The organism is Anaerococcus obesiensis ph10, assembly GCF_000311745.1.
GTDB lineage: Bacteria > Bacillota > Clostridia > Tissierellales > Peptoniphilaceae > Anaerococcus > Anaerococcus vaginalis.
The window spans coordinates 98,985-122,886 of the sequence record NZ_HE978531.1 but is presented as its reverse complement, the minus strand read 5'-3'; the positions used below and the strand labels follow the sequence as shown (position 1 = coordinate 122,886).

Sequence of the window (23,902 nt, the reverse complement as noted above, 5' to 3'; positions counted from 1 at the left end):
AATAAATCAGTCGATATAAATTGGGGGTGAAAAAATGGCAAACATTAAATCAGCAATAAAAAGAATTGATGTAACAAGAAAACAAACTGCTAGAAATAAATCAGCAAAATCTGAAATAAAAACTTATGTTAAAAAATTTGAAGAAGCTATTGCAAATAATGATAGCGAAAAAGCTAATGAACTTTTCAAAACTGTTGATAAAAAAGTAAAACAAGCAGCAGCTAAAAACATAATTCACAAAAATCAAGCTAGTAGAACAACTTCAAGATTAGCTAAAAAATTAAATTCATTAAACGCTTAATTTTTAGTCGGTTCATTCAAACTTGCGACTTAGAAAAGTCGCCAAGATTAGAATGAGTCGATTTTTTTATGTTGAAAATTTTTCTATAAAAATTAACATATTTAAATTCATATCAAAATCTTCGCTTTTTTGTTTTAAGTCGCAAGTATATAAAAAATCTTGCAAATCAAATAATTCATCCAAAGTAAAATTCCCAATAAAACTTTTATCTTTTCTAAGCTCAAAATTTGATATACCTAAAGATTTTTGCATAAAGGAATCATTGTAAGAATCTTTTGATAAAATTTTTATTCCGATTAAATTTCTAATATGCCTTACTAGCATATAGAAAATTTTAAATATTTCATCCATATCCTTTGCCATAAATAAATATGTGTTCATAGCAGTTTTTGTATCCCTTTTTGACAGAGCATCTGTGAGATTAAAGATATTTAAATCTAAAACTTGGTCTAATTGGTCGTGAACATCTTCCAATAAAACTTCGCTTTTATCGGAATTTGCAATAATTTTATCCACTGTATTTACAACCTCATAAAGGTCGATCTGCGAATTTTTATTTAAATATGAAAACCTATCAATTATTTCATTTATATAAGATTTTTTGATTTTTTTATTATTTTTTACAAATCTTTTTCCAATAAAAGAAACAAGCTCATTATTATTTAGCCTATCAATTTCTACAATATTTCCATTTTTCTTGATTGCCTTGTAAAATTTTCCTTTAAATACACTTTCATCAGATATTATTATAAATGTCAAAAAATCTGCTAAATTTTCTATATCTTCAATAATCAAATTACAAATTTCCTCATAATCTTTTATATTATTTTTAGATAAGTCGATATTTCTCCAAATCACAACTTTTTTATCTTCCATTATTGGATATGTATCCATGGCAGTTTTTATGTCCTCAAGGCTTTTTTTGCCCTTAATTTCTATATAATTAAAGTCAGGAAAAGAAATTAAATCCTTAGCTTGATCTATAATTGTTTCTTTTAGATATTCTTCTTTTGAATCAATTAGATAAATTCCCCTGCTTTTTTTTGAAAAAAGTTCAGCCATAAATTCCTTATAATTCATCTAAAAAATCCTCCTTTCACATATTTTTTTACCTTAAATGAATTCTTGTAAAATTCTATCTTACAATATCCATCTTTTTGAGTATTGTATATTTTAACATTTTTTAAATTATCTAAGACTTCTTTTGATGGGTGTCCATAAGTATTTTTTCTTCCAGCTGAAATTAAAGCAACTTGTGGACTTGTTTTATTTACAAAATCCTTTGAAGTTGAAAATCTTGAGCCATGATGGGAAACTTTTAAAATATCAATATCTCTTGCAACTTTTTGTTCATACTCCATTGGCAAATCTCCCATAGTCAAAATTTTAAAATCATTTATCCTAATTAAAAGTGGCATAGAATTAGAATTTTCGTCTCCAGAAAAATTTTCTAAACATTCAACGCTAAAATTTTTTCCTTTGTAAATATTACCCTCTTTCATTTCCAAAAATTTATATTTTTCCCCTAGATTTTTATTATAAATATTAGAAATTACAGGACCAATTTCAAATTCATTTTTCAATTTTTCCAAAGCGCCCGAATGATCCTTATCCTCATGAGAAATAAAAACCGCCTTGATTTTTTTTACTCCTTTTGCCTTTAAAAAAGCTATAGCTATTTTTTCAGTTGATGAATAATTTTTGTAAGAAACTTCCCCACAATCAAACAAATAAAAATCGCCCTTATCTTCCAAAATAAAAAAATCTCCCTGTCCAATATCAAGCATTTGATAGGAAATAGGCTTATTTTTATCTTTTACAATAGAAAAAATCACTATAATCATAGAAATCATCAAAAATTTTTTTGCCCTTAGTTTTTTATTTTTAAATTTCACAAATATATACAAAAGTATCAAATAATAAAAACTAATTAAGATTGACTCTTTTGGAAAGTCTAAGCCAAAAATTGTAAAAGTACTCAAAAAATTTGCTATATCCATGATAGATTTTATCAAAAAATCCAAAATAAAGAAAAAACCAGCTAACAATCCGCCAAATATCGGATACAAAATAATTATCCCAAAAATTATGTACATACTTATAGAAAAAATTGGAACAACCAAAAAATTCGCAAAAAAATTAAGCAAATTAAAATATCCATAATAGTAAATAACATGAAAAGCCAAAGTTATTTGCAAGCAAAGAATAAAAATTATGTATTTTTTTAAATAAGAGAAATTTTTCCCCCTTACAAGTTTTGGATAAATCTCATAAATTGCAAACCCTGCCAAAAATGAAAGAATAAAGCCAGAATTTAAAATTGCAAAAGGATTTGCCAATAAAATTAATAACATGGCTACAATGAGATTTTTTCCTGTATCCTTGCCTTTTTTTAGTAAAAATTCCAAATGAGATAAGCTGTATATAAATAAAACTCTCAAAACCGAAAATGGAAATGAAATTAAATAGGCATAAAATAAAGAAATTCCCAAAGAAATCGGATAAGCGTACTTGTATGAAATATTTGCTTTTATCAATAAAAATATTAACAAAGCCATCAATAAATCAATGTGAAGACCAGAAACCGCCAAAATATGAGCTAAGCCTAATTTCGAAAGACCTTGTCTATATTCAAATTTATCCGAAAGAATAACAGCTTTTACAAAAGAAAAAGAATCCTTAGACAAATTTTTTTCAAACACCTTATTAATATATTGGTTAAAATTTTTCTTAATTTTTAAAAAAATAGAAGAAGATTCTCCCAATTTTTCAAAAGATTTTATATCAAGCTTGCTTTTTATTTTTTTAGATAATAAATATTTCCTATAAGAAAATAAATATGGATTGGTGTTTGTAGAAGGCATGGAAATATTGCAATTTGCCCTTAGCCTATCTCCTATTTCAAAATTTTTATCAGATATAAAAGTAGATTTTTCATCTATTTTTTTATCCATATTTTTTGCTTTTACATAATAAGTATAGGAATTATCATTTTTAATTTTTTCAACAACAGTTAAATTTAAATCTAAATTATCATATTTTTCAAGCTTATAAGAATGAAAATTAAAAGATGCCAAAAAAATTCCCATAGAAAATCCAAAAAACAAAAAAGAAAGATAAGATTTTTTTACAAAAAGAAAAATTCCACATACAAATAAGCCTATAATCACAAACAAAAAATCATAAGCCTCAAAAAAAGTGAAAATTCCTATACCAGATATTAAAGAAATAAGTAAAAAAACAAATTTTTTCTCATAAGATTCTCCCAATATGATTATAACATATGATATAATAATTTAGAGGTAATTTTATGAAGGATTTGTTATATATTAGTCATCCACAAATAAATCAAATAAGCGCCAAAATTGTAAAAAGAAAATACGAAGATGATACAACAAAAATAATTTTGGACAGAAGTATTTTTATGCCTAATTCTTCCTATTTATTAGATGAAAATCCAAAAATTTCGGAAAATGTGCTTTTGGATGTTGAGTTTATAAATGGAAATTTAGTTCATACAATCAAAAATAAACCCCAAAAATCATCTGTAATTCTTTCTTTGGACAAAAATACCAGAGAAAAAAATTTATCGTATAATACAGCTTTTTATATTTTTAAATCTATGTTTGCTAAATTTTATAATAATAAGGAAGTTTCTTTAAAAATCAAAAATTCTTATGGGCAAATAAAAATTTCCAATTTCTATGATGATTTTATTGCCGATGATTTTTTGAAAATTTTTAATAAAATAATTGATTTGGGATTAAAAATAAATAAGGATAAAGATTTTGTTTGGATAAATGGTTTTGAACGAGAAAATAATTTTGGAGTTTATTTAAATAATACAAAAGATTTAGAAGGAATTTTTATTCTTTCTATAGAAAAAATCGAAAAAAATCTCTTTATTGATTTTATAACAGGATCTGACTACAAAAATTTCACAAATAATAATATAGAAATAATTAATAATATTAAAAAAATATCTTTTGATGACTTAAATTCTTCTGAAAAAATCAGAAAAATAATTTCACTTATTCAAAAATCTAGGTATAAATAAAAGCTCTTGCATTAATTTTTTTGCAAGAGCTTTTTTTATTATTTTACAAGCAAGTTTAATATTTTTCCTGGTACATATATTACCTTAAATATTTCCTTACCATCTATATTTTTTTGAATATTTTGATCATTTTCTGCACTTGTTACAGCTTCTTCTTGATTCGCATCTTTTGAAATTTTTATTGTAGCCCTAACTTTACCATTAACTTGAACAGGAAGTTCAATTGAATCATATTCAAGTTTACTTTCATCATAAGTTGGCCAGCTAGTTTGGTTTAATTCGCCTTCAAAACCAATTTCTTCCCACAATTCTTCTGTCAAGTGAGGAGCAACTGGATTTAATAAAATCAAATAAGTTTTGAAATCTTTTTTGGTAATTTTTCCAATATTTCTCATTTCATTTAACAAGCTCATAAGTGAAGCTATTGCTGTATTATATTTTAATGATTCATAATCATCACTTACTTTTTTAATTGTTTGATTAATTAGAATTTCAATTTCTTTTGTATATTCGTCGCCATCTTCAACTAAATCATAAAGATTAAATACTCTTTCTAAATATTTTCTACAACCTTTAACCCCTTCATCTGACCATGGAGCTGTTGATCTAAAATCTCCAATAAACATTTCATAGCATCTTAGGGTATCTGCCCCATAATCTCTTACAATATCATCAGGATTTACAACATTGCCTCTTGATTTTGACATTTTTTGATGGTCTTCTCCTAAAATCATTCCGTGAGAAGTTCTCTTTTGATATGGTTCTTTTGTTGGAACTTTTCCTATATCATATAAAAATTTGTGCCAAAATCTTGAATACAATAAGTGAAGAGTTGTATGTTCCATTCCACCATTGTACCAATCAACTGGTGTGTAATAATCTAAACTTTCCTTGCTTGCAAGATCTTCATTATTATTTGGATCTGTATATCTTAAATAATACCAAGAAGATCCAGCCCATTGTGGCATGGTGTCAGTTTCTCTTTTTGCTGGCTTTCCACAAATTGGACAAGTAGTATTTACAAATTCATCAATTTTTGAAAGTGGGCTTTCGCCATCATCTGTTACTTCGTAAGATTCAACATCTGGTAATTTTATTGGAAGATTTTCTTCCTTTTCTGGAACCCATCCATGTTCCTCACAATAAATCATAGGGATTGGTTCTCCCCAATATCTTTGTCTAGAAAATACCCAATCTCTTAATTTATAATTTACCTTAGCAGAACCTAGATTTTTTTCTTCAACAAATTCTATCATTTTCTTTTTAGCTTCTTCTACAGATAAACCATTTAGAAAATCGGAATTTATTAAAATCCCCTTGTCAATTGAAGTTGTTGGCAAATCTTCATCGCCTGTATCAATTACAGGAACAATTGGCATATCAAATTTTTGTGCAAATTCAAAATCTCTATCATCATGAGCAGGAACTGCCATTATAGCTCCAGTTCCATAAGAAATTAATACATAATCAGAAATCCAAATTGGAATTTCTTTCCCATTTATAGGATTTATTGCAGAAATTCCATCAAGCATTACGCCAGTTTTTTCTTTTGTAAGCTCACTTCTTTCAAAATCTGATTTTTTCTTTGCAAAATCTTGATATTCTTTTACATCATCCAAATTTTTAATTTCATCTTTAAATTCTTCAAGCATTGGATGTTCTGGTGCAATTACCATATATGTTGCACCAAAAATTGTATCAGGTCTTGTTGTGTAGACATTTAATTTGTAATCTTTATCTTTTAAAGAAAAATTAATTTCTGCACCATGACTTCTTCCAATCCAATTTTTTTGTTGGGTTTTAATTTTTTCTTCATAATCAACTTCGTCTAAATCATCAATAAGTCTATCGGCATATTCTGTGATTTTTAACATCCATTGATTTTTAACTTTGTGAGTTACTTCTGAGCCACATCTTTCACATTTTCCATCTACAACTTCTTCATTAGCAAGTCCTACCTTGCATGAAGGACACCAGTTTACTGGCATTTCTTTTTTATAAGCAAGTCCATGTTTATATAATTGAATGAAAATCCATTGAGTCCATTTGTAATAATTTGGATCTGTTGTATTTACTTCTTTGGACCAATCAAATGAAAATCCTATAGATTTCATTTGCGCTTTAAAATTTTCGATATTATTTTTTGTTACAATTGAAGGATGAATGTGATTTTTTATAGCATAATTTTCTGTAGGAAGTCCAAAAGCATCCCAGCCCATAGGATAAATTACATTTTCTCCTTGAAGTCTTCTTTTTCTTGCAACAATATCTAAAGCTGTGTATGGTCTTGGGTGGCCAACATGAAGACCTTGACCTGATGGATAAGGAAATTCTACGAGTGGATAGAATTTTTTCTTATTTTTATCAATTACTGATTTAAAAGTTTCATTTTCATCCCATTTTTCTTGCCATTTTTTTTCGATGGCATTTGGATTATATTCTCTCATTTTTTCTCCTTAGTTTTTTGATGCAAAAGATTTTACTGTTCTTGGGTAAGGGATCACGTCACGGATATTTTTCATTCCTGTAAGATACATTACTGCTCTTTCAAATCCAAGACCATAACCTGAGTGAACTACTGTTCCATATTTTCTTAAATCTAAATAATTTTGATAATCTTCAAGTTTTAGTCCATTATCTTTCATAGATTTTACAAGCTCATCATATCTTTCTTCCCTTTGACTTCCACCTATTAATTCTCCTACAGCAGGAACTAACATATCAAAAGCTGCAACAGTTTTTCCATCTTCATTTCTTCTCATATAAAATGCCTTTATATCTTTTGGATAATCTGTAACGAAAACTGGACCATCAACTATTTTTTCTGATAAATATCTTTCATGCTCTGTTTGAAGATCCATTCCCCATTTTACAGGATATTCAAAATCAACATCAGCTTCTTGTAATTTTTCAATAGCTTCAGTATAAGTAATTCTTGCAAATTTTGCCTCTTTAACTTTTGTAAGTCTTTCAATCAAAGTATCATCAACTCTTTCGTTGAAAAATTCAATTTCATCCTTACAATTTTCTAAAACAAAACTTATCATATATCTCATCATATCTTCAGCCACATCCATGCACACATTATAATCTGCAAAAGCAATTTCTGGTTCAATCATCCAAAATTCCGCAGCGTGTCTTGGTGTGTTTGATTCTTCAGCCCTAAAGGTTGGACCAAAAGTATAAATATTAGATAAGGCAAGAGCATAATCTTCTGCCTCAAGTTGTCCTGAAACTGTCAAATAAGATTTTTTTCCAAAGAAATCTTTAGAATAATCAACTTTTCCATCCTTATTTAAATCTAATTTATCTAAATTTTGGGTAGTAACTTGGAACATTTCTCCAGCACCTTCTGTATCAGATGCAGTAATTAATGGAGCATTTAAATAAATAAATCCTCTTTCTTGGAAAAATTTATGAAGAGCATAGGCAAGTTTTGACCTTAATCTAAAAACTGCCCTGTAAGTATTAGTTCTAGCTCTTAAATGAGGAATGGTTCTCATATATTCAAGAGATTGTTTTTGTTTTTGAATAGGAAATTTCTCATCACTGTGACCTAAAACTTCTACAGATTTTGCTTGAAGTTCGTAGGCTTGTTTGGCATTATTTGTTTTTACAAGAATTCCTCTAATTTTTAATGATGCTGAAAGATGTTCTTTTTGTAAATCTTCAAAATTTTCTAATTCTTTTCCAACAACAATTTGAAGATTTTTAAAAATTGTCCCATCATTTAATTCAATAAATCCGACATTTTTTGTAAATCGCGCCTGTCTAATCCATCCTTCAACTGTAATTTCTTGGTCGATGTATTTTTCAACATCTTTTTTAATCTCTCTTAATTTCATCCTTATTTCCTCTCTTAATTTTTTCTAAATTTTCATTAAGTATTTTTTCATAACCTATATTTTTTGGCTTATAAAATTTTTCATCTACAAATCCATCTGGAAGATAGTCTTGTTTTACATATCCATCATAATCATGAGGATATAAATAAGTATCTTTAACTAAATTTTTACTTCCTTTATAATGGGTATCTTTTAATTTATTTGGTACTTCCAAATCTTTTTCATTTTTTACAAAATCCATAGCCTTATTTATAGCAAGGTATGTAGAATTATTTTTCTTTGCTAAAGATAAATATATACAAGTCTCTGCCAAAATAATTCTTGCCTCTGGCATACCTACAGTATTAATTGCTGTAAAAGTGTTTGTCGCAAGGCTTAAAGCGTAGGGATCAGCAAGCGAAATATCTTCTGATGCAAAAATAATCATTCTTCTTGCTATAAATTTTATATCTTCTCCGCTATTTAACATTTTTGCCAAATAATAAACCGCTGCATCAGGATCTGAGCCACGCATAGATTTTATAAAAGCAGAAATAGTATCATAATGTCTATCTCCATCCCTATCATAAATAGAAATTTTCTTTTGGATAGAATTTATAATACTTTTTCGATCAACTACTATTATACCTTCTTTATCTTCTTGTGAAAATATTGCAATTTCTAAAGCATTCAACAAGGCTCTACAATCCCCGTTAGAATATTTAACCAAAGTATTTCTGGCATCATCATCAATTTTTATATTTTTATTTTGTAAAAGCCTATCTCGACTTAAAGCCATATATATTAATTTTTTTAAATCATCATCTGTATGTGCTTTTAATTCAAATACATACATTCTAGAAATTAAAGCTTTATTTACTTCAAAATATGGATTTTCTGTTGTAGCTCCTATCAAAATAATCGTAGAATCTTCAACAAAAGGCAGTAAATAATCTTGTTGACTTTTATTAAATCTATGAATTTCGTCAATAAATAAAATAGTTTTTTTATTTTCAAATTTCAAATTATCTTTTGCAATTTGAATTTTTTTCTTTAAGTCATTGATTCCACTAGCTACCGCAGAAACTTTTTCAAAAGCCATATTAGTTGAATTTGAAATAATTTTTGCAAGAGTAGTTTTGCCAACTCCTGGAGGTCCATAAAAAATAGAAGAATAAATTCTATCAGATTTTATCATTCTTCTTAAAATTTTTCCTTCTCCTAGAAGATGATCTTGTCCTAAAAAATCTTCAATTTTTTCAGGTCTCATCCTGTCAGCTAATGGCGCAGACTTTTCTAGTTCTCTTAATTTATTTAATTCAAATAAGTCCATTTTATCCAATCTTTCAAAAAAAGGACTGTTGCAAAATGAATTTGTTTTTTGTCATTTTCATCTTGCAATAGCCCCTTAAATTTTCTAATTTTTTCTTTTAAATTTTTAATCTCTCTATAGAAACTCTCAACATCTTTAAATTCCCTATATACTGATGCAAATCTCACATAAGCTACAGGATCTAATTGTTTTAGATGCTCCATGACAAATTTTCCTATGGTAGTGGATGATACTTCCTTTTTACCAATATGATTTATAGAAACTTCTATATCATCTGCTATTTTTTCAATGTCTTCCATGCTTACAGGTCTTTTTTCGCAAGATTTTACAATTCCACTTATAAGTTTTGACCTATCAAAAGATTCTCTAGTATTATCTTTTTTTACAACCATTAAAGTTTGGTCTTCATATCTTTCATAAGTTGAAAATCTTTTATTACAAGCTTGACATAGCCTTCTTCTTCTAATAGCATGATTATCTTCTGTTGCTCTAGAGTCTATAACTTTTGTATCATTTGAGTCACAATATGGACACTTCATTTTATTTTAAGAAATCTGGAAGATCTATATCGTCAAATGGATTTGAAGAACTTTGTTTTTTTGGTGTTTGTCTTTGGCTAACACCTTGTGAAGATCTTCTGTTTTCTAAAACTTCTCTTCTTGTTTGGTTGTCTTGATCAAATCCTGTGGCAATTACAGTTATTTTAATGTCATCGCCCAATGATTCATCGCTTCCTACACCAAAAATTATATTTGCATCTGAATCTATATGTTCTCTAATTAATTCTGCTGCTTCGTTTGCTTCCATTAAACCAACTTCTGCTGCAGTTACGTTTAATAATACTGCGTTAGCTCCTTCGATTGATGTTTCAAGTAATGGAGAATTTACAGCTGCTTTTGCTGCATCTACTGCTCTGTTTTCTCCGCTTGCTCTACCAATTCCCATGTGAGCTATTCCTTGATCTGACATAATTGATTTAACATCAGCAAAATCAAGGTTGATTACATTTGGTACAGCTATAAGTTCTGAAATACCACTTACAGCATCCATAAGTACTTGGTCAGCCATTTTAAATGCGTCTACCATTGATGTTCTTTTTTCTACAATTTGTAAAAGTCTATCATTTGGTATTGTAATTAATGTATCCACACATTCTTTTAATGCTTCAATTCCACCTTCTGCAGATGTTTGTCTTTTTCTTCCTTCAAATGTGAAAGGACGAGTTACAACACCTACTGTAAGTATTCCTTGTTCTTTTGCTTTTCTTGCTACAACAGGGGCTGCTCCAGTACCAGTTCCACCGCCCATTCCAGCAGTGATAAATACCATGTCTGCTCCCTTTAGTGATTCATCAATTTCTGATTCACTTTCTTCAGCAGCTTTTTCACCAATTTCAGGATTAGCTCCAGCTCCAAGTCCTCTTGTAAGCTTTGCTCCTATTTGTAATTTGATGTCAGCATTTGCTTCATTTAAAGTTTGAAGGTCTGTATTTAATGCAATAAATTCAACTCCAGAAAGGCCGCCCTCTCTCATTCTACTTATAGCATTATTTCCGCCACCACCAACTCCTATTACTTTTATTTTGGCTAAGGCGTTATTTTCTACTTCCATGTTAATATTTGCCATCTTCATCCCCCGTTTCATTAAGATTAATATTTTTAATTATTTTCATCTTTTTCGTCAAGACTTTTTTCTTCAACTTCAACTACTGGATTCTTACCCTTATTTAGGCTAATTGAATAAGCTTTTATTTTTTATTTTCTATATCCTTTAAAACTGAATCAAGTAGTTTAAGTTTATAATTATAATTTTTTAAATCTCCGAAATTAATCTGAATATCATTTATTATTATACCAATTTCATTATAGTTTTCCAAGTCTATTTCTTTTATGTCTTTAGCATATTTTAGCTTTTGAATAGAATCGATAAATTTTATTAGATTTTTTTTATCGGTAAAATTTTTTCCAATTTCTGGTTTGTTTTTTATTCCTTTGATTTTTAGTAAATTATTATTTTCTTCATTTGCTGTTTTATCCAATACTTTTCCTGTATTTGCAATAACATAGTTATCTTTTTTGTATCTTGCAAGCATATAAGGATATTCTTCTTTTACTCTTACTATAATTTTATCTGGAAGTTCTTTTTCTATTTTGGCGCTTTTTATTATTTTTTCTTTTTTTAGATTTTCTATGCTTTCTTTCTCATCGTATAAAATTATATTTGTTCCCATTGGATTATTTAATTTTGATAAAATTTGATCATTTGATAAAATTTTATTTCCTTTTATGTATACTTGAGAAATTTTATAGTAATCATGCCTAAACAAATTAACAATTAATATAGCTGCGATTACTATTATTAAAAAAATCACAAAAAAAGGAGTAAATAATTTTTGTTTTCTTTTTAATTTTTTTCTGCCTTTATTTTTTTGTCTATTTTTTTTGCTCATTTCACATACCCATAACTTTTTTTATCAAATCATAAATTTCATCACTTGCATTAGGATTTTGTAATAAGCTTGCCTTCTCGCCCATTTCCTTTATTTTTTCTTTATCTTCTACAATATCAAGTATATTTTCATAAAGAATCTTCCCATTTAATTCTTTTTCTAAAATCATTGAGCAAGCACCTTTTTTTAAATATGATCTTGCATTATATTCTTGATGGTTTTCTGTTGTGTAGGCTTTTGGTATTAAAATTGATGCTTTTTTTAGATTTGATATTTCGCTTAAACTCATAGCCCCAGATGATGCTATTACCAAATCACTTACCGCATAAAATAAATCTATATTATCTATATAAGAAAATGCCTTTATAAACTCATTTTCTTTTGTATTTTTTATAAATTCATCATAATTTTTTAATCCAGTTTGATGGAGCAAATAAAATTTCCCGTCCAAAAATTCACTCATTTGTTTTACTGCATCATTTAGATATTTTGAACCATTAGAACCTCCAAAAGAAAAAACTACTGGTCTATCTTTTTTTATTCCTAACTTTTCCAAATCTTCTTGACTGTATGATGTATTAAAATTAGTTCTTACTGGATTTCCTGTTACATAAACATTTTTTTATTTTTCAAATGTTTTTTTGCTTCTTCAAATGATATACAAACAAGATCGACTTTGTTTGACAAAAATCTTGTAGTAACTCCTGGAAAAGAATTTGATTCATGTATCAAAGTTTTTATATTTTTCTTGCTTGCTTGATAGAGAATTGGTGCACAAACATAACCACCTGTTCCTATAACAAGATCTGGTTTGAATTCTTTAATAATTTTTTTTGCTTCTTTGAAACCTCTTAAATTTGTCAAAAGAGATTTAAAAAGTCTTTTGGAAATTTTTCTTGGTAGACCCATAGCCTCAATAGCTCTAAATTTGTAACCATATTTATTTACAATTCTTTTTTCTGGGCCATCATTTAATCCCACATAAAGAATTTCCAAATCATCTATTTCTTCTTCTAATTTTTGGCACATGGCTATGGCTGGATAAATATGTCCGCCAGTTCCACCGCCAGATACTATTACTCTCATCTAATCTTCCTTTTCTAAAACTCTTTTTTTGAAATCATCTCCTCTTTGCATGTAATTGTCATACATTCCCCAACTAGCACTTGCAGGAGAGAGCAAAACCGTATCAGAATCTTTCATTATTTCAAAAGATTTATTTACAGCTTCTTTCATATCATTTACTAAATAATAATTAATTTTATATTTCTCGCAAAGATTTTGTAAAATTTCTTTTGTTTGACCCATTAAAATCATAGTTTTTATTTTTTTCTTTGTATCTTCAAATAAGGGCGTATAATCAATTTTTTTATCATAGCCACCTGCAATTAGAATTACATTTTTATCAAAACTATTTATTGCTTTTATTGCAGAATCTACATTAGTAGCCTTAGAATCATTGTAAAAAGATACATTTCTAATTTTTTTTACAAACTCAAGTCTATGATCAATAGCCTTAAAAGTTTTTGTATATTTTATAATTTTATCAAGATCAAGGCCAAATAAATACAAGCAAAGAATAGCACAAGATACATTTAAAAGATTGTGATCTCCTACAATTTTTAAATCATCTCTTTTTAATAAATAAATTTCTTTTTTGTCTTTTAAATAAAGAGAGTCATCTTTCAAATATATTCCTTTTTGAACTTCTTCTTTTATAGAAAATTCGTATATTTTGGATTTGAATTTATTTTTATTTTTTCTTAAAATTTCATCATCATGATTTATTACAAGGTAGTCTTTATCATCTTGATTTATAGCAATTTTTAACTTATCTTCTATATAATTTTCAAATGATCCGTGCCAATCTATGTGATCTGGCGTAATATTTAAAATACCTGCTATATGTGGCTTAAAAAATTTGGTATTGTGAAGTTGAAATGAAGATATTTCTTCAACAAAAATATCATCATTATTATACATTTGCCACAAGATGCCTTCGCCAATATTTCCTACCCCAATAGCTTTTTTACCACTTTGATTTAAAATATGGCTAATAAGCGATGTGGTTGTTGTTTTGCCATTTGTTCCTGTAATTGCTATATTTTTTTTATCTTTAAAAAGTCTATATGACAATTCAATATCAGTAATTATCTCATTATTTTTTTCTAAAATTTTTATAATATCATCGTCTGGTCTAATTCCTGGAGATTTTACTACAAAATCATATTTTTCTTCAATTTTAATATCAGAAATAGGGCTATAATTATAGCCCTCTAATCTTTCATCAGTATTTTTATTTTTATCGAAAGTAAAAACTTCATAACCTAATTTGTCAAAAGTTTTTACTGTAGATATTCCTGTAATTCCTAAACCGTAAACTAAAACTTTTTTCATAATACTATCAATAAAGTAATCAAAGATAAAATTACTGATACTATTGTAAAACCAGTAACTATTTTTGGTTCTTTGTATCCTTTCAATTCATAATGATGGTGGATTGGAGTCATCAAAAATATTCTCTTTTTATTTCTAAATTTGTATGAGGCAACTTGAATTATTACACTTAAAGCCTCAGCCACATAAACTCCCCCAAGTATAATTAAAAATAAAGTTATTCCCATATTTATGGCAAGTCCAACTACAGCTCCACCGATTGCCATAGAACCTGTATCTCCCATAAATACACTTGCTGGATTTGAGTTATAAAATAAAAATCCTAAAACAGAACCAAGCATAATACTTGCAAACAATTCATCTTCTATATTTTGACTTAAAATTATAAATGTTAAAAATACTGGAATAGAAACTTGACTAGATAAACCATCTAGCCCATCAGTTAAATTTACAGCATTTGAAGTTCCAATCATAATAAACATCATTATAGGAATTCCTAAAATTGAAACATTTAATCTAATATCTGTAAAAGGAATCCACAATTTTGTTATTGTATCATTTTGGAAAATAAAACATAAAATTGCAATTAAAAATGATAAAGCAACTTGAAGAATTATTTTTTGCTTAGCAGTTAATCCTAATGATCTTTTTAAAATTAATTTTCTAAAATCATCAATAAAACCTATAGCTCCAAATCCAAAAGTTGCTAACAATAATATAAAAGTTTTCATAGAAAAAGGAACAAATATCAATGTCAAAACAAGTGCTGATATTAAAAATATAATACCACCCATAGTTGGCGTACCTGCTTTTCCATAATGACTTTTTGGTCCTTCTTGTCTAATATTTTGTCCAATATGACTTGATCTTAAAATTGGAATTATAATTTTTCCCAAAATCAAAGTTAATATTAAACTTATTAAAATAATTAAAATCGTATTTTTCATCTCTCCTACCTATCAATATTAAGATATACAACATTACCTTCATTTTCATAAATCATGCCAAGATTTTCCATCGCATATCTTTGAATTTCTTTCAAACTAACTGAATCTTCAAGATCACTATTTAATCTATCCCTTGTTAATTGATAAGATGTATATTGACTTTGTAATTTATTATACTCTTTTATTCTATTATTCAATTTAATATAATTATGTAAAGAAATAAAACCCATAAAAATAAAAGATAAAAATAATAAAGCTAATATATTTCTCTTAAACTTCCTATCTTTTTTTTGGAGTTTATTATATCTAAACTTAATATCATAAGAAGTTTGATCGTGCAAACTTAGCTTTAATTTTTTATTTAAATTTTTATTTATTTTTCTTTTTTTCAAAGCGTTTGACATATCAAATCCTCTCACAAACTCTAAGCTTAGCACTATGAGACCTATTATTATTTTTCAATTCATCTTTGCTTGGCAAAATAGGTTTTTTGCTAATTAATTTAACCTTTTTTTCATGATTGCAAACACAAACAGGAAAATCAGGTGGACAAATACATTTTTTACTCATCTCTTTAAATTTATTTTTAACGATCCTGTCTTCCAAAGAATGAAAAGTTATTACACATAATCTTCCATTTTTGTTTAGACGATCAACTATTTTTTCTAAAGTATTTTCCAAAACTTCAAGCTCTCTATTAACTTCAATTCTTAAAGCTTGGAATACTCTTTTTTCAGGATGAGCTTCGCTAGTATTTACAGATTTCATAACAATATTTCGGAGTTGTAAAGTTGTATTAATTTCGTGCATTTTTCTGTAATCTACTATTGCTTTAGCAATTGTTTTGGAATATCTTTCCTCTCCATATTCAGAAAAAATTTTCCAAAGCTCATCCAAAGAGTAATCATTGACAATTTGTTTTGCTGTTAACTCATTATCTTTGTTCATCCTCATATCCAATGGACCGTCTTTCATATAAGAAAAACCTCGATCTTCATTGTCAATTTGGTAAGAACTTACGCCAATATCCATCAAAGCGCCATCTATCCTATTAAACCCAGCTTCATCAAGAACATTTTCAATATTTTCAAAATTCTCATTAAAATATAAGACATTAGAAAAATCTTTCAAATTTTCTCTAGCTGCTTTGATAGCATCCTTATCTTGATCTAAGCCAATCAAAAGACCCTTTGGTGATAATTTTTTTAAAATTTCTTTAGAATGGCCTCCCTTACCTAAAGTTAAGTCAGCATATATTCCATCTTCTTTTATATTTAAGTTTTCAATAGTTTCATTTAACAAAACTGATTTATGAGAAAATTCCATATTACTGATCCATAATTTCTGATAAGTTCACTTCAACATCACCAATATAATCATTCCAATTATTCAAATCCCATATTTCTATGTTTGAATTATTTCCGATTATAATAGCCTCTTTGCCTAAATTAGCATAGTCGCGTAATTGCTTATTTAATAAAACTCGCCCTTGTTTATCCAAATAAGCCTTGATAGTGGAAGAAAAAAACAATCTTTTTATCGCCCTGTTGTTTTTATTTTGGTAGGATAATTCTTCGTACTTTTTAGCACGTTTTTCAAATTCCTCAATAGTATACAAAACTAATGAGCGTTCTGGGCCCTTGGTTACATAAAATTCATTACCAAGATCATCTCTAAATTCACTTGGCATCATTATTCTATTTTTAGAATCTAATTTGTGAATGAATTCTCCTAAAAACATGACCCACCTTCTACCACTTATTTCCACTTCACATATATTTTATACCAAAATCTGTAAATTGTAAAGGATTAAAAAATTTATTTTTTAAAATTTTTTTGAAATTTTTAATTTTTTTATATTTTTTAAAAAAAGTGGTTTGAATTCCCAAAATAAAATTTAAAAATAAAAAAACAGCCGAAGCTGTTTAAGAATATCGACAAAGTATACAAACCCTCATGCTAAGAATATCATACGGAAAAAATTGATTTGATTTCAAATTGAAAAATTCGTCAAAATCGCATTGTTTGAGCGTTAGCGAGTTTGCGATTTTAGAATTTTGAAATTTAGAAATCAACAATTTTTGGAGTCAGATATTCGTGCTTGAGGGTTTGTCTACGCTATGAAACAGCCTAAGCTGTTTATTTTTTTATATATGGTTTTAAGTTTATATTTTTATATTTTACAAACAAATAAATTCCTACGATTAAATAAATCACACTTGTAAGTTGTGCCATTCTTATTGGCCCTATCATTAGAGAATCTGTTCTAAGTCCTTCTACAAAAAATCTCAAAATTCCGTAAGCGATAAAATATATTGCTGTTTGAATTCCTTTTTTTGGATTTTTTTTCCTATAATTTATTAAAAATAAAAATATTAAAAAATCTCCAATTGATTCATACAAAAATGTAGGATGAACTTTTACTCCATCAACTATTATTGCCCATGGCAAATTTGTAGCAGTCCCATGTGCTTCTCCATTTACAAAATTACCCCACCTTCCGATAGCTTGACCAAAGGCTAAAGATGGTGCCATTACATCTAAAATATCTATCAAAGGAATTTCTTTTTTCTTGGCATAAAAATAAATACCAATTATTGCAAATAAAATTCCTCCGTGGATAGCAAGTCCTCCTGCTCTGAAATTTAAAATTTGAATTGGATTATTTTTATACATATCCCATTCAAAAATCACATACCAAGCTCTTGCTCCAATAATTGCAAGTGGCAAAATCACAAAAAGTAAGTCGTAAATAAAATCTTCTTTAAATCCTCTTTTTACAAATTCTTTTTGGGCAAATTTTGCTCCAATTAAAACTCCGGTAATAATTAATATTGCATACCAATATATATCAATTCCAAAAAGAGAAAATGCTACTCTATCTATATTAAAATTTAACATATTATTCTTCTATATTATCTGGCACATTCCAATTTGTATAAACTTCTTGAACGTCATCGTTATCTTCAAGGGCATCAATTAATTTCATTATTTGTTTATTATTTGATTCTTGTGCATCAATCAAATTATCTGCTATATATGAAATATCTGCCTTTGCAAGTTTATAATTTTCTTTTTTTATTCCATCAAGAACTGTTTGGAAGTCTTCAACGCTTGTTATTATTTGATAAACATCTCCTTCGTCTGTTACGTCTTCTGCTCCAAAATCAATAACTTCTAACATCAATTCATCAAAATCAATTTCATCTTTTTCGATTTCAATAAGTCCTTTTCTGTTAAACATAAACATAACTGAACCATCTGTTCCAAGATTTCCACCGTTTTTATCAAAAATGTGTCTAATATCTGGAGCTGTTCTATTTTTATTGTCTGTAAGACAATCTACAATTACAGCTACTCCATCTTTGGCATAGCCTTCGTAAATTATTCTTTCAAAATTTGCCCCGCTTGTGTCGCCGCTTGCTTTTTTTATTGCTCTTTCTATATTATCATTTGGCATATTTTCTGCTTTTGCCTTGTCGATTGCTGCTTTCAAAGCTGGATTATATTCTGGATTATCTCCACCTTCTCTTACTGCAACTGAAATATTTCTACCAAGTTTTGTAAAAATTTTTCCACGTCTTGCGTCTTCACTACCTTTTTTATTTTTAATTTTGCTCCACTTATTATGTCCTGACATATTTCCTCCTATTTTTAATCTTCGTATAACATTATTTCATCAATTTTTTCTATTATTATATTCGATGATGTCATATCAATAAGTTTTTTTTCAAATTTTTCAAAATCTTCCTTTTTAATATATAAATTTATTCTAACATTTTCAAGAAAGTCCTTTTCTATAATAATATATTTTTCCTCATTTAGGAAGTTTTCTATTATTCCTAGTAAATTATAATCGAAAATTATTTTACTTTCTACAAAAATTTTTCTACAAGTAATATTTCCATCAAGGCAATCTGAAACTCCTCTTGTGTATGCTCTTACTAGACCGCCTTTCCCAAGTTTTTTACCACCAAAATACCTAGTTACAATTGCAACTACATTAAAAAGTTTTTCTTTTTCTAAAACCGAAAGCATGGGAAGACCTGCTGAGCCTTGTGGCTCTCCATCATCAGAATATCTTTTTATTTCTGGTTTTTCATTTATTATATATGCATGGCAATTGTGGTTGGCATCCTTGTATTTTTCTTTGATTTTTTCAATAAAAGAAATGGCATCTTTTTCGCTTTCCACATATTTCATATTAGTGATAAAAATTGATTTTTCTATTTCAAATTCATCTTTAATTTCGCCCTTGATGGTTTTATAATCTTCGCTAATTTTTCTCGATATATCTTTCATATTTATTGTAGTCTTTCTTTGAAATATCAAACTCTAATATTGATGAACTCTCATCATAATCTTTATTGTCAATGTCGTAATTTGTCATTATATAATCTAAAACTTTACCATCTTCGTATGGTATTTTCATTTTTACTTTTATATAATCATCTTTTATAACATCAACAATTTTTTCTTTCAATTTTATAATATCATCTTGATTTTTTGCTGATATATAAATTTTTTCTTCTTTTCTCTTATATCCTAAAAGAAGTGTATCATTTTCTATTTTGTCTATTTTATTAAAAACATAAAGAATTTTTTTATTTCCAACGTCAATATCATCCAAAGCCTTATCTATTGTTTTCAACTGAGTTTCAATATCGTATGATGAATCTATGACAACTAAAAGCATATCTGAAAATTTTATTTCCTCAAGCGTTGTAAGAAAAGAATCATTTAATTCTTTTGACAAATTATCAATAAATCCTACTGTATCAGTCAAAGTAACCTTGGTATTTGAAAAATCTAGTCTTCTTGTTGATGTATCCAAAGTTGCAAACAACAAATCATCAGAATATACATATTTTTCTTTACCAAAAATTTTTAGCATATTATTTAATATTGTAGATTTTCCTGCGTTGGTGTAGCCCAAAAGTGAAATATTTAAAATCTTATCTCTTGATTTTCTATTTACACTTTTTGTTTTTTCCAAATCTTTTAGTTTTTCTTCAAGACTTCTTATATCACGAACTATAGCTCTCTTATCAGTTTCAAGCATAGTTTCGCCTGGTCCTCTTGTTCCAATTCCACCTGATTGACGAGAAAGATAAGCAAACCATTTGTTAATTCTTGGCAACTGATATTTTAATTGAGCAAGTTTAATTTTTAATTTTGCTTCTTTTGTATTTGCTCTTTGAGCAAAAATATCCAAAATTAAAGTTGTCCAATCAACGACGTGAAGTTTCATTTTCTCTTCAAGATTTCTAAGTTGAGATGCCGAAAGCTCCACATCAAAAACTACAGTTTTTACATCTAATTTTTTTGCTATATCTTCAATTTCAGAAACTTTTCCAGAACCTATGTAGTAGGCAGGATTTACTTTCGAAATAACTTGACTGATTTTTGCAACAGATTTTCCGCCTGCTGTGTTAATTAATGATTCAAGCTCAAACTCTTTATTTGGATTTTCATTTTTTTCAAAAACATTTACTTGTATAACTTCTTGCATAAACTTCCTTTCTATTAAGATTATACAATTTATTGAATCAAATTAAAGAATCTAAAAATAATCTCCAATATTTATTTGAATAAAATAGATTAAATTTTTAAAAAATGATAAAATAATAATAAGTTTAAATTTATGATTAATTTGAAATAAAAAATAAAGACTTTAAGCAAGGAGGTCAAAATGAATAAAAAAATTTCCTCTATAGTTTTAAAAGTTTTACTTATAGCGTTTTTTGCCTTAGGCATATTGGCAACTATATTTGCAGGATTAGTTGGCGGAGGAATAATTGAGGTTATGAAAAAATCTCCAAAGGTTAATCCCGATAATATAAAATATGAAATGAGTGAAAATTCAACTATAGTTGATAAAGATGGAAATGAAATTGATTCTATTAGGACTAGCGAAAATAGGGAAATTGTTGATTACGATAAAATTCCTGAAAATATGAAAAATGCTTTTGTAGCAGTTGAAGACAGAAGATTTTACAAACATGGTGGAATTGATCCAATGTCAATAATTGGTTCTGCTTTTCAAAATTTAAAAAGCGGATCAATAGTAAGAGGCGGATCAACTCTAACTCAACAGCTTGCAAGAAACACTTATCTTTCAAACGACCAAACTTATGAAAGAAAAATTAAGGAAATATTTCTTGCCCTAGAAATCGAAAAAAATTTAAACAAAGATGAAATACTCGAAGCTTATATGAATAGAGTTTTTCTAGGACAAAATGTTTATGGAGTTCAGGCTGCAGCTCAAACATATTTTTCAAAAGACGTAGGAGAATTAACACTTGCCGAATGCGCAGCCATTGCAGGAATCGTTCAATCCCCTACAGAATTTGCTTTATTTAAATCAATCCCAACATCTGAAGTTACAAACCAAAGAGTTTTAGGAGAATTTTCAATAGATGGACAAAAATATGCAGCTATTTATAATCCAAAACCATTTGAAAGACAAAAAGATGTTCTTTTAAAAATGAAAGAAGAAGGATATATTTCTCAAAAAGAATATCAACAAGCTTTAAACGAAGATGTAGCTAGCAATATTAAGCCACCGAAAGACAAAAAACCATTAATGGCTTCTTATTTTAATACACTTTTAGAAAAACAAGTAGTAGAAAAACTACAAGAACTTTATGATATTGATGAAAAACAAGCTTATAACAAGTTGTATTATGGTGGTTTAAAAATTACAACTACTATAGATACAAAAATGCAAGAACAACTTGAAAATATTTATGATGATTTTTCAGAATATATAATGGGAAACACTCAAGGCTGGTATAATGCCCCATTACTTTCTCTACTATATGATAATTTTGGAAATATTATTAACGAACAAGGAGAAGTTTTATACTATGCAAAATCAAATGTTATTAATGATAACAATGATTTTACTTTGTCAGCTGATGAAGCCTACTTTGATGAAAATGAAAATTTCATAATAAATTCAAACAAAGTTCGCCTAGACCAAACTAATATAATTTTGAAAAAATTTTATACATTAGATGACAAAAATTCAAATCTAAGAACTCATAAAACAGGCTTAATACAATTAACTTCAAACGAAAATGTCAAAAAAGGAAATGATGGCTCAATTATAATTACATCAAAATATTTAAAAGCACACAAAGATTTAATTACAAAAAACGAATCAGGATCTTATTCTTTTAATAAATCTTATTATGATATTGATCTTGAAGGAGTTATTCAGCCACAATCATCTACTGTTGTAATTGACCATAAAAATGGAGAAGTAAAAGCTGTTGTTGGTGGACGTGATCAAAAAGGTCTTAAAACACTAAATAGAGCCATAGATCAGCCAAGACAACCTGGCTCCTCAATTAAACCTCTAGCTACCTATACCCCAGCTTTAGACAACGGATATAATTTGGCAACTGGGATTGATGATGTTCCATTTATGAGAAATGAACAAGGAGAAATTTGGCCAGAAAATGTATATAAATATTACAAAGGTATTGTAAGTTTAAGAGATTCTTTGGTATATTCAATTAATACTAACGCAGTTAGAACCCTTAAAGATATAGGAATAGATAAATCAAAAGAATATCTCGAAAACTTTGGTTTAATAAAAAAAGATAAAAATGATAATTTTATTACTAAAGAAGAAGATAGCGCTCATAACGATGAAAATTTAGCAGCGTTAGGACTTGGAGCAATGACAAGAGGTCTATCAGTTTTAGATATGACTGCAGCATACGCAGCTCTTGCAAATGGCGGAGAGTATATTGAACCTCTAACTTTTTCTAAAATTGAAGATAATAGAAATAAAGTAATTTTTGATTCAAATAAAATCAATAAAAATAAGGTTACTAGTCCAGAAACTGCTTATCAAATAACATCTGCTTTACAATCAACTGGAGAAAGTTACCAGACTATCTACTTAGATGGTACTGATTATGCTACCAAAACTGGTACTAGTGATGATAGTGTTGATTTTTGGTGTGTAGGATATAGTCCTTATTATACAGTTGGAGTTTGGATGGGGTCTGACGATCAAAATTTATCTTTAAATGGCTATTCATATAATAGAGCAGCTAGTATGTGGAATGTAGTTAATAGAAATCTTTTAGAAGAATATGAAACTGCAAAATTCGAAGAGCCAGAAGGAATAATCCATGCAAAAGTTGATACAATAAGCGGAAAACTTCCAACCTATGCATCTTATTCAGATCCTAGAGGCACTGTCAAAGATGAAATATTTACAAAAGACAATCTTCCAAAAGATGAAGATGATATGCACGTTTGGATCACAGTTGATAAAAGAAACAATTTGCTTGCAACAAATAAAACCCCTAAATCCTTACAAGCAACTAGAGCCTTTGTTGATAGAAAAAAATCTTATGATCCTAATAAATGGGATGGAATAATACCAGAAGATTGGAAATATAATATTCCTTATATGTATTCTCCTTTAGGAGCTGAAAAGCCAAAATCAGACGACAATTCTAATGAAAAGGATAAAAAAGATAAGGATGAAAAATCTAAAGATAATAAAGAAAATAAAAATAATAAAAACAATACAAATAATGGTCAATAATATAAAAATAATTTACATTAAA

Annotated in this window: 19 protein-coding genes and 2 pseudogenes; 3 read left to right on the top strand and 18 right to left on the bottom strand. The window is 27.8% G+C overall.

Features of this window, described 5'->3' with window-relative positions; translation table 11 throughout:
- Positions 1-34: 34 nt before the first annotated feature.
- Positions 35-301: a 30S ribosomal protein S20 gene (gene rpsT, locus HGAG_RS00655; protein WP_004839050.1), complete on the top strand. Its 267-nt coding sequence runs from the start codon at positions 35-37 to the stop codon at positions 299-301.
- A gap of 66 nt (positions 302-367) precedes the next feature.
- Here the strand turns inward: rpsT and holA are convergent, their stop codons facing one another.
- Both holA and HGAG_RS00645 read right to left on the bottom strand, forming a co-directional pair.
- Positions 368-1,381 (bottom strand): DNA polymerase III subunit delta, encoded by a 1,014-nt coding sequence (holA, locus tag HGAG_RS00650; protein ID WP_019117478.1) that lies wholly within the window; start codon positions 1,379-1,381, stop codon positions 368-370.
- Complete coding sequence (locus tag HGAG_RS00645) at positions 1,378-3,471, bottom strand: DNA internalization-related competence protein ComEC/Rec2 (RefSeq protein WP_244263786.1); 2,094 nt, start codon at positions 3,469-3,471, stop codon at positions 1,378-1,380. Before HGAG_RS00645 ends, holA begins: the two co-directional genes overlap by 4 nt.
- A gap of 140 nt (positions 3,472-3,611) precedes the next feature.
- Between HGAG_RS00645 and HGAG_RS00640 the strand changes: the two genes are divergently transcribed.
- Positions 3,612-4,358: a hypothetical protein gene (locus HGAG_RS00640; protein WP_019117476.1), complete on the top strand. Its 747-nt coding sequence runs from the start codon at positions 3,612-3,614 to the stop codon at positions 4,356-4,358.
- Between the two features lie 38 nt (positions 4,359-4,396).
- Here HGAG_RS00640 and leuS read toward each other — a convergent pair whose 3' ends face one another.
- From leuS to hflX, 16 genes and pseudogenes are all read right to left on the bottom strand, one after another.
- Entirely contained in the window at positions 4,397-6,805 is a 2,409-nt protein-coding gene (leuS, locus tag HGAG_RS00635) for a leucine--tRNA ligase (protein ID WP_019117475.1), read from the bottom strand.
- Positions 6,806-6,814: 9 nt separating this feature from the next.
- Positions 6,815-8,203: an asparagine--tRNA ligase gene (gene asnS / locus HGAG_RS00630; RefSeq protein ID WP_019117474.1), complete on the bottom strand. Its 1,389-nt coding sequence runs from the start codon at positions 8,201-8,203 to the stop codon at positions 6,815-6,817.
- Complete coding sequence (locus HGAG_RS00625; protein WP_019117473.1) at positions 8,184-9,515, bottom strand: replication-associated recombination protein A; 1,332 nt, start codon at positions 9,513-9,515, stop codon at positions 8,184-8,186. Before HGAG_RS00625 ends, asnS begins: the two co-directional genes overlap by 20 nt.
- An 89-nt stretch (positions 9,516-9,604) precedes the next feature.
- Positions 9,605-10,054 (bottom strand): annotated as a pseudogene (gene nrdR, locus HGAG_RS00620) (transcriptional regulator NrdR); the annotation flags it as partial.
- 1 nt (position 10,055) lies between these two features.
- Positions 10,056-11,141, bottom strand: coding sequence for a cell division protein FtsZ (ftsZ, locus tag HGAG_RS00615; protein WP_019117471.1), 1,086 nt, complete (start codon positions 11,139-11,141; stop codon positions 10,056-10,058).
- A 121-nt stretch (positions 11,142-11,262) separates the two neighbouring features.
- Positions 11,263-11,886, bottom strand: a complete 624-nt coding sequence (locus HGAG_RS10310) for a cell division protein FtsQ/DivIB (RefSeq protein ID WP_244263785.1) — start codon at positions 11,884-11,886, stop codon at positions 11,263-11,265.
- Between the two features lie 79 nt (positions 11,887-11,965).
- A pseudogene (gene murG, locus HGAG_RS12430) lies at positions 11,966-13,050 on the bottom strand (undecaprenyldiphospho-muramoylpentapeptide beta-N-acetylglucosaminyltransferase).
- Positions 13,051-14,361 (bottom strand): UDP-N-acetylmuramoyl-L-alanine--D-glutamate ligase, encoded by a 1,311-nt coding sequence (gene murD, locus HGAG_RS00600; protein ID WP_019117469.1) that lies wholly within the window; start codon positions 14,359-14,361, stop codon positions 13,051-13,053.
- On the bottom strand, positions 14,358-15,308 hold the full coding sequence (gene mraY, locus HGAG_RS00595; RefSeq protein WP_019117468.1) for a phospho-N-acetylmuramoyl-pentapeptide-transferase: 951 nt from the start codon (positions 15,306-15,308) through the stop codon (positions 14,358-14,360). Before mraY ends, murD begins: the two co-directional genes overlap by 4 nt.
- A gap of 5 nt (positions 15,309-15,313) precedes the next feature.
- Positions 15,314-15,727, bottom strand: coding sequence for a septum formation initiator (locus tag HGAG_RS00590; RefSeq protein WP_244263784.1), 414 nt, complete (start codon positions 15,725-15,727; stop codon positions 15,314-15,316).
- Positions 15,714-16,634 carry a 16S rRNA (cytosine(1402)-N(4))-methyltransferase RsmH gene (gene rsmH, locus HGAG_RS00585; RefSeq protein WP_019117466.1) on the bottom strand — a complete coding sequence of 307 codons (921 nt, stop codon included), beginning with the start codon at positions 16,632-16,634 and terminating at the stop codon, positions 15,714-15,716. Before rsmH ends, HGAG_RS00590 begins: the two co-directional genes overlap by 14 nt.
- A gap of 1 nt (position 16,635) precedes the next feature.
- Positions 16,636-17,049: a division/cell wall cluster transcriptional repressor MraZ gene (gene mraZ / locus HGAG_RS00580; protein WP_019117465.1), complete on the bottom strand. Its 414-nt coding sequence runs from the start codon at positions 17,047-17,049 to the stop codon at positions 16,636-16,638.
- A 398-nt stretch (positions 17,050-17,447) separates the two neighbouring features.
- Positions 17,448-18,209, bottom strand: a complete 762-nt coding sequence (gene lgt / locus HGAG_RS00575; protein ID WP_019117464.1) for a prolipoprotein diacylglyceryl transferase — start codon at positions 18,207-18,209, stop codon at positions 17,448-17,450.
- Between the two features lies 1 nt (position 18,210).
- Entirely contained in the window at positions 18,211-18,948 is a 738-nt protein-coding gene (locus HGAG_RS00570) for a YebC/PmpR family DNA-binding transcriptional regulator (RefSeq protein ID WP_004839067.1), read from the bottom strand.
- A gap of 14 nt (positions 18,949-18,962) precedes the next feature.
- Positions 18,963-19,610 (bottom strand): YigZ family protein, encoded by a 648-nt coding sequence (locus HGAG_RS00565; protein ID WP_026074021.1) that lies wholly within the window; start codon positions 19,608-19,610, stop codon positions 18,963-18,965.
- The gene (gene hflX / locus HGAG_RS00560; protein WP_004839069.1) at positions 19,585-20,820 is read right to left on the bottom strand and encodes a GTPase HflX; all 1,236 of its coding nucleotides are present in this window, start codon (positions 20,818-20,820) and stop codon (positions 19,585-19,587) included. The genes HGAG_RS00565 and hflX overlap by 26 nt, the downstream gene beginning before the upstream one ends.
- Before the next feature lie 180 nt (positions 20,821-21,000).
- On the opposite strand from hflX, the gene HGAG_RS00555 reads away from it, so the two are divergent.
- The gene (locus tag HGAG_RS00555) at positions 21,001-23,880 is read left to right on the top strand and encodes a penicillin-binding protein 1A (RefSeq protein WP_019117462.1); all 2,880 of its coding nucleotides are present in this window, start codon (positions 21,001-21,003) and stop codon (positions 23,878-23,880) included.
- Positions 23,881-23,902 lie beyond the last annotated feature (22 nt).